Genomic DNA, 7257 nt, shown 5'->3' on the forward strand with positions numbered 1-7257 from the left:
GCCATGGTCAATTAAATCGTCCAAAGCAAATGAAGAAGAAATGCCGTAAAAAGGACTTTCAAATGGATATGGGTATAAGAAGTAAGTCAAAAGCCTGGGTAAATGAGTTTTTGTTCATCAGAGGTATGATTTTGGGGCCAGATGGAAGTCCGTTATACCTATACCACGTGACTGATGAAGAATTTGCCTATCTGCCGACTTTATTGAGACAGACTTTGCCCGATATCGAGAGTCCTGTGCATTCGGTATATTGGTCGGCTGCTTTCTGTCTTTTCGTTGCGGAAAAATATCGCAGAGAATACGACGGCACTAACCACGGTTTGTTGCAACGCAGATAGAGGTGTATCTGGAATTTCAGCATCTTATCGGTGAGTAACTTGTTCTACAGGTGCGACATGATCTGTCGGCTTGACTGCTTAACATATGGGCAAGCAATAAGGTGGCGTATCTTGGTGTCCTCATCTGAAAAGGAACAACAATGCCCAAATATGATGATCAGTTTGAACAAACTCGACTCGCCATGTTGGCCAAACAGCACCCGACTATTGTTCATTCAAAAGGGGAGGTGGTCTTCAATGCAGATGATGAAAACCGACTGAGCGGCGCCTCCTGGAAGCTTGAAGATGAGGCTTTTGATCAGGTCAGTGACTCAGGGTTCAAGCTTCACTTAATGGAGTTGCTGGATATCTTTATTGCATACCGGGGACGGTGTAATGAATCTCCTCGAAAAGAAGGCATTGTTCGGTTTAGTGGCGGCGGAATGACCATCGAATGGTTGCCTGATGGAGCCACACACCTTTCCAACTGACTGGCAGTAATGAAATGGATGCTTTAGCGAAAGACTACGAACGGATACTCGCTGGCCTGGACTCAGAGGCTTTTGACCTGGCGAGTGACAAATACTCGGGTGTGTTTTTGCCAGTTCCTTTTGAAGAATATTGGGAAAGCAGTCCGAAGGTGATGCTGGTTGGTCGTGAAACGGCTGGGTGGAACAACAATACCGGCAAGAAAATCAAGAACACTATTCGCCATGTTATCGATGCCAATAATGCAGGCACCACCGGTGAGATTATCGAAGAGGCTGTTAAGAGATACCGAAACCATCTGAAGTACCGGGCAGATGGCAGTGTCGTCAGAAAGTCAGGCAGCCGATTCAAGCAATATTATTTCAGGCTCGCGCGGGAGCTGAAAATTAATCCGAGGGCCCTCATCTACGCCAATCTTTTTGCTTGGGATTACAACAAAAAAAGCCCCAAAGAGCGTCCTGAAATGGAATTTTCGGAAGTGGCTTCGATATCCAACCAGTTGCTAGCGGCCCAGATCAAACGCCTCAAACCGGATTTTATTATTTTTGCTGCCGGATACAACGGCATCGATCCGGTTATCCGCAGTCTTTTCAATGATCACTTTGGCGGTTATGAAAACACGGCCCCGATCGTCCCCAAAAAGCTGTGGGAGTTCCGTGCTGGGGGCAGTACCTGTTTTCGTATCGCTCACCCACGGGCGACACACGGGCATGGGGCGTTTCGTAAAGAAGTTATTATGCGGATAAAGAGTCATCTCGGTCAGGCCTAAGCGATTTCACAGGGAAGTTTGTCATGACGAATCAAGTTCAACCGGATTCTTCTCCCAGCTGGGAGATCCACATTAGAGACCACTTTATTGCATGCCTTCTGGGCGGCGCCGTAGGTGATGCCTTGGGTGGCGCGGTGGAGTTCATGTCCCGCTCCCAGATTCTGGATCGTTTCGGACAGGGCGGCATCACCGATTACGCTGAAGCGTACGGCGGCAAAGGTAAGATTACCGACGACACTCAGATGACGTTGTTTACCGCCGAGGGTTTGTTGAGGGGGAGAATGCGTGGGGTCAGTAAGGGCATAACCAGTTTCGATCACACCGTTGCCGGCGCTTATCTTCGGTGGCTTGCAACGCAGAGTTATGAGAACCACCACATATCACCGGTGTTGGATGGATGGCTCTTCCAGCAACGGGAGCTTCACAGCCTGAGGGCGCCAGGGATGACTTGCCTCAGTGCGCTGCGGGATTATCAGGGCGATCCGGGTATTGCGGGGAACGACAGCAAGGGCTGCGGTGGCGTGATGCGGGTAGCCCCGGTTGGGTTATTCTGGTTCACGTTCAAAGAGGGGCTTGGAACCTCGGCGGTATTTGAGTCCGGCAAAATGTGCGCAGGCCTTACCCATGGCCACCCCAGTGGTTACCTCACCGGGGGCGTGCTGGCGGTTGTTGTTTTCGCGCTGGCGGCTGGTGCCACACTGAACGACGCCCTGGCTCAGGCAAGATCACTGCTGATAACTTATCCTGGTCATGAAGAAACTCTTAATGCGTTGGATCAGGCTGTAACATTGAGCGCGTCCGCACTTCCGCATCATGAAGCCATTAAAAAACTGGGTGAGGGTTGGGTTGCTGAGGAGGCTTTGGCGATTGCCGTTTATTGCGCCCTGGTAGCGGAGAGTTTCGAGAAGGCCATTGTTCTGGCGGTGAATCATGACGGCGATTCGGATTCCACCGGTGCCATCACCGGAAACATACTCGGCGTGATGCACGGAAGCAGCGTTATTCCGGAGCGCTGGCTGGGGCCGTTGGAATTGCGCGGTGTTATTGAGGAAGTGGCTTCTGATCTGTGGACCTGTCAGTACTGGACGAGTGGGATGGATAGCGAGGAGCTTTGGGAGCGATATCCGGGTTACTGATGTAGCCAAGATCAAAACTACGACACGGAGCAGTGCTCATGCCTTTACAGAATCGAGTTTCCCCCGAAGGACCAATTGAACGGGTTCCGACAGATTTCCCATTCATCCCATCCATCGACAGCATCGTTGAAATAGCTGATACACAGTAGGGAAACGGACACCCACATAACGCAGAGAAATGCGAAAACCACAATATTCATAATACTCCTTGCTCCCTTCAGATAGTCAGCGCGTCAGCTGGTTCTCGGCTTCACGCAAAGCAATTTCCCAGGTCTCGTTGGAAACCGGCATTCCGTTCTCCGCTAATGGCGCTACCCCAAGTTCCTGTCGTCTGGCATTCACCTTATCAATGTGCTCTTGGGACATCGGGTTGATACCGCGGCTGCGATCTTGTGCATCGGCAATGGAGTCGTAGTAATGGTCGTACTCTTCCGGAAACCTCTCAGCGTGAATCTTGTGCGCGAGCTCCCGGATCCGGCTATTAAGCGCGTCTACCTGATCCAAAGCTTGGATTTCGGCTGGCGTCTTACCAAGGCGAGCTTCGCGGTGCGCTCGGGCTTGTTCGGCTTTATATCGATTCATGTGAAATACCTCGCTGGATGGTGAAAAGGAATGTCATGGCATTGTGCTGGCTGATGGTCAGGGCGTGGATGGCTGCATCTGTGCGGCGTCTTCTAAGATCCAGGATCTCAAGCACTGGATTTTCGTAGCGGAGCTCGGCATACCACACTTGGTAGAAATAGGAGGCGGCTGTACCCAGGTCTTCAGAGGTTACTAGTTCGCAGTGGATAAACGCTTCAGGAGATTGCGGTTGCTGGTAAATCCGGGAGTTTGAATCGAACACCGGGTTATCGTGGATAAGTGCATTGTAGATCTCGTGATGAAATCCGAGCATGGTGTCTTCGAAACAGTAGGAAGCGGTGGTGAATCCATATTCGGTTAATAGCTCAGGGAAACGTTGATTATTCAGTGGTTAAAATCCTCCGTTGTTGGTCCGTTTGCGGCTTTACTTCGCAGCAATGAAAATCTAGCATTCTGAAGCGACAAATAACGTCGCCAATCTCAGGGCCATCCGAAAGAAAAGGAAGTTTCATGTCCAGCACCGCGGTTCGTTACCTCACCATGCTCAGAATGGTGCCTCGTTTCCCGAAGACCATCACCACGAGTGAACTCGCAGAGCGCCTTGATGATCATGGTTTCCGGGTCACCATGCGATCAATACAGCGGGATCTGGAGAAACTGAGTCTGGACTTTCCGTTAATCGTGGATGAGGAATCCCGACCCTACCGGTGGTCTTTCGATCGTAATGCGACGATGGATATTATCCCGGCACTCGACCTGCCTGCCGCGTTAACGTTTGAGCTGGCACGGGCCTATCTCTCGCCCATGTTGCCGCCGCGGGCGCTGTCTCACCTGAAGCCCCATTTCGACGAAGCCCACCGCACCTTGCTCCGGGAAAAGAACCCACTGGGGCAGTGGCCAAACCGGGTGCGCGTTATCAACCGCGGGCTGGGTGGTGAACGGCCGGCGATTGATGCGGATGTTCTGGAAACCGTCACCGAGGCCTTGTTACGAGAGTACAAGTGCAGGCTAACCTACCAGGCACGGAACTGGCCGGAGCCCGAGGAGATCGTGGTGCACCCGTTTGGACTGATCTTCCGGGATCCGAATGTGTATCTGATTGGCACCATCGAGGGCAGGGAAGGCACGCGCCAACTGGTTCTGCATCGGGCCACCACAGGTGAGTTGGTAGAGGAACCATCGGCTCGACCAGAGGATTTTGATCTCGATTTATACATCCGTTCCGGCGCTATGGGCATTCTCAAGTCTAACGAACCGGTGTACCTGAAGTTACGTTGTGACAAACCGGCTTTGAACCATCTGATTGAATCACCCCTGGGATTTGACCAGATCACCAATGAGATTGATGAAAAGATCTTTGAGATTGCGGTTACGGTAGGGGATACGCAAGATCTGCGGTGGTGGCTGACGGCACAGGCCGTTCATTGCGATATTCTTGAACCTGAATGGTTGAGGGAGGAGATAGCCTCTACGCTTAAGCTTGGTCTGGCTCGAATAAGCCCGTAAGCCCAGGAATCCGAAGGCGAGTTCCCGCGCAGTGGACGCGCAACGTTTCTAAGCGACACAATATGTCGCCTTCGGCCTCCATAATGCCGTATAGATCTTCTGGAGGCCCATCATGCTGTTATGGAAAGAACTCATCAATGAAGCTCACGAGGCGGACTATTTTTCATCCCCGTCTAAAGACGACCTGAAGCTGCTGCAGATTTATCTCTGTCGGCTGTTCCTCATCACCGGGTATAAAAAGGAATTCCGTCTCGTTGGCATGGACGAACCAGACGTTTTCCTTGGGCTCAAGCTACCGTCGGGAGATGATAGTGAGGTGAGTGCGCCGATCTTCCTGGAAGCGGTACGTAAGCGTGAAAAGCAGCTCACCCGAAGCCTGAAAGGCAAGCCGGAGCTGTCTTTTGAGCCTCTATTGGCCAATCTGATCAAGTTGCTGAAAGCCGATGTGGTAGAAATCAAGCTGCTGATTTTTGCCATTTTGGTGCTTAAACATCCGAAGGCCAAAGAGGTCATGCGGGATCTGGAGATTAATGAATTTGGTAACTCGGTTAGTGCTCTGGCCAGGGCGATGCGAGAATCCGCCAGAACCATTGCGGCGGCGTTAGACCAGGATGCCATGCTCTGCCAGATCCGCCTGCTGGAGGAACCGAACCAGAACAGCGATATCTGGGACCTGGTAGAGGCCGGGCCGCTTCTGAGTCAGCTGGTGGTGGCCACCTCCGAGCAATGTGAGGCAGGCGCCACGGAAGACGTCGAGCAAATGCTGTTCAAGCACATCTGCCCGCCCGGACCAGCGGCACTGCATTCCATCGCCGACTTCAGGGGGGTTCCCGATCTGCAGCTGATGCTGGATTACCTGCAGGATGCCTTGAATAACAAATCTCGTGGCAAAAACATCCTGCTCTACGGCAAGCCGGGCACCGGGAAAACCCAGTTGGCCAGGGCTCTGGCAGAAAAACTGGGTGCGCCGCTGTATGAAGTGCCTACGAAAGACAGCCACTCTGGGGCCATGACCGGCCGTGTTCGCCTGGACGCTGCCAAAATGGCCCAGATGTTCCTGGAGGATCGGCTTGGCGCCGTATTGCTGTTCGATGAGATGGAAGACGCTTTCCGCAAGTCCGATCAGCTTGCCAAGGGTTGGTTCAACCAGATGCTGGAGGAGAATCGCGCCCCGGTGATCTGGATCAGCAACAACATCAGTGCCGTCGACCCTGCTTTTCTGCGGAGATTTGATTTCATTGTTGAGATCGAGAGTACAGGTAGTGATCGCCAGGCCGACAAGCTGGAACAAATGCTTTCTGCGTTACCCGTTGCTCCGGCCTGGGTATCGGAAGTAGCACGGAAACCCTGGATGACACCCGCACTGGCAAGGAATCTGGCGGAAGTCGGGCGATACCTGCCGCCACGCCAGATTATCCGTAATCAGCAGCGCCTGGAATCCATTGTGCGACAGCGGTTGGATGTGATGGGCGAGCGAAATCCGGGCCGTATGTTGCCCAAACCGAAGAAACCGGACTTTCCCGAATTCCGCACGGAGTGGCTTAACACCAAACCGACCCTCCGGAATGTGGAGCGCTTCGTTCACGAGGAAGGTAGTGCCCGAATCTGCCTGTATGGCCCGCCCGGTGCCGGTAAAACCGCTTATGCCCAGGAACTCGCCAAGCGCCTGAACAAACCGTTCATGTTGCAATCCGGAAGCGACTTGCTAGGTATGTACGTTGGCCAGACGGAAAAGAACATTGCAGCGATGTTCGACAAAGCAGAGCGTAGCGGTGCGGTGTTGCTGCTGGATGAAGCAGACACCTTTCTCTATAGCAGGAATATGGCACAACGCAGCTGGGAGATCAGCGCTGTTAACGAATTCATGATTCGCCTGGAGCGCTTCGAAGGCGTGTTTCTTGCCGCGACCAACCGATTCGACAGCTTTGATAAAGCGATTATCCGTCGTTTTCAGATGAAAGTGGAGTTTGGCCATCTGACCCGGGAGCAGGTTAGATCAATACTTGCGGCCTGTGTTGTGGACCGGGATAAAGCCGATGACCTGCCAATGGAAGACCTGGCCGAACTGGATTATCTGACGCCGGGTGTTATGCGAGCTGCCGTTCAGAATCTTCGAATGCGAGGATTCCGCCCACGCACAGGTCGATTGCTGGATGCCCTGAAAGAGGAGCAGCGCCAGCAAACCGATGGCCTGGTCAGACAGCCAATTGGCTTCGTGAAGTAGAAGAGAATAGCCCTCGGTGAGGAAACAGCCTGAAATAGGGGAGCTGAAAAATGGACAATCCGGATATCTCGAAAGAAAGCCCTTTGATCCTGTTCATGCGAGGCGAGGGCCGGGACCACCAGGGCCGAACGAACGCCGAAATCCTCGCCTTTGATGACTTCTGGCTGGGGTACACCCACGATTTCGTGCAGTGGTTGTTTCCCATTCCGGAAACCAGTCGAGCCAACCCGATGG

7 protein-coding genes and 1 pseudogene are annotated in these 7257 nt (G+C 52.8%); 6 read left to right on the forward strand and 2 right to left on the reverse strand.

Annotated elements, in window-relative coordinates; translation table 11 throughout:
- Positions 1-478: 478 nt before the first annotated feature.
- From ACP2AU_RS08825 to ACP2AU_RS08835, 3 genes are read left to right on the forward strand one after another with little or no spacing between them, the layout of a single operon-like run.
- Positions 479-808 carry a hypothetical protein gene (locus ACP2AU_RS08825; RefSeq protein WP_426375751.1) on the forward strand — a complete coding sequence of 110 codons (330 nt, stop codon included), beginning with the start codon at positions 479-481 and terminating at the stop codon, positions 806-808.
- Between the two features lie 14 nt (positions 809-822).
- A complete protein-coding gene (locus tag ACP2AU_RS08830; protein ID WP_426375752.1) occupies positions 823-1575 on the forward strand; it encodes a hypothetical protein in 753 nt (250 codons plus the stop codon).
- Between the two features lie 23 nt (positions 1576-1598).
- On the forward strand, positions 1599-2711 hold the full coding sequence (locus ACP2AU_RS08835) for an ADP-ribosylglycohydrolase family protein (RefSeq protein ID WP_426375753.1): 1113 nt from the start codon (positions 1599-1601) through the stop codon (positions 2709-2711).
- Between the two features lie 225 nt (positions 2712-2936).
- Here ACP2AU_RS08835 and ACP2AU_RS08840 read toward each other — a convergent pair whose 3' ends face one another.
- Both ACP2AU_RS08840 and ACP2AU_RS08845 read right to left on the reverse strand, forming a co-directional pair.
- Positions 2937-3293: a hypothetical protein gene (locus ACP2AU_RS08840; RefSeq protein WP_426375754.1), complete on the reverse strand. Its 357-nt coding sequence runs from the start codon at positions 3291-3293 to the stop codon at positions 2937-2939.
- On the reverse strand, positions 3280-3606 hold the full coding sequence (locus ACP2AU_RS08845) for a hypothetical protein (protein ID WP_426375755.1): 327 nt from the start codon (positions 3604-3606) through the stop codon (positions 3280-3282). The genes ACP2AU_RS08840 and ACP2AU_RS08845 overlap by 14 nt, the downstream gene beginning before the upstream one ends.
- A gap of 197 nt (positions 3607-3803) precedes the next feature.
- Between ACP2AU_RS08845 and ACP2AU_RS08850 the strand changes: the two genes are divergently transcribed.
- The 3 genes and pseudogenes from ACP2AU_RS08850 to ACP2AU_RS08860 form a co-directional block, all read left to right on the forward strand.
- Positions 3804-4799 (forward strand): helix-turn-helix transcriptional regulator, encoded by a 996-nt coding sequence (locus tag ACP2AU_RS08850; RefSeq protein WP_426375756.1) that lies wholly within the window; start codon positions 3804-3806, stop codon positions 4797-4799.
- A 112-nt stretch (positions 4800-4911) separates the two neighbouring features.
- On the forward strand, positions 4912-7023 hold the full coding sequence (locus ACP2AU_RS08855; protein WP_426375757.1) for an AAA family ATPase: 2112 nt from the start codon (positions 4912-4914) through the stop codon (positions 7021-7023).
- A 50-nt stretch (positions 7024-7073) separates the two neighbouring features.
- A pseudogene (locus ACP2AU_RS08860) lies at positions 7074-7257 on the forward strand (hypothetical protein); the annotation flags it as partial.

Source organism: Marinobacter sp. VGCF2001 (genome assembly GCF_049943275.1).
Classification (GTDB): domain Bacteria; phylum Pseudomonadota; class Gammaproteobacteria; order Pseudomonadales; family Oleiphilaceae; genus Marinobacter.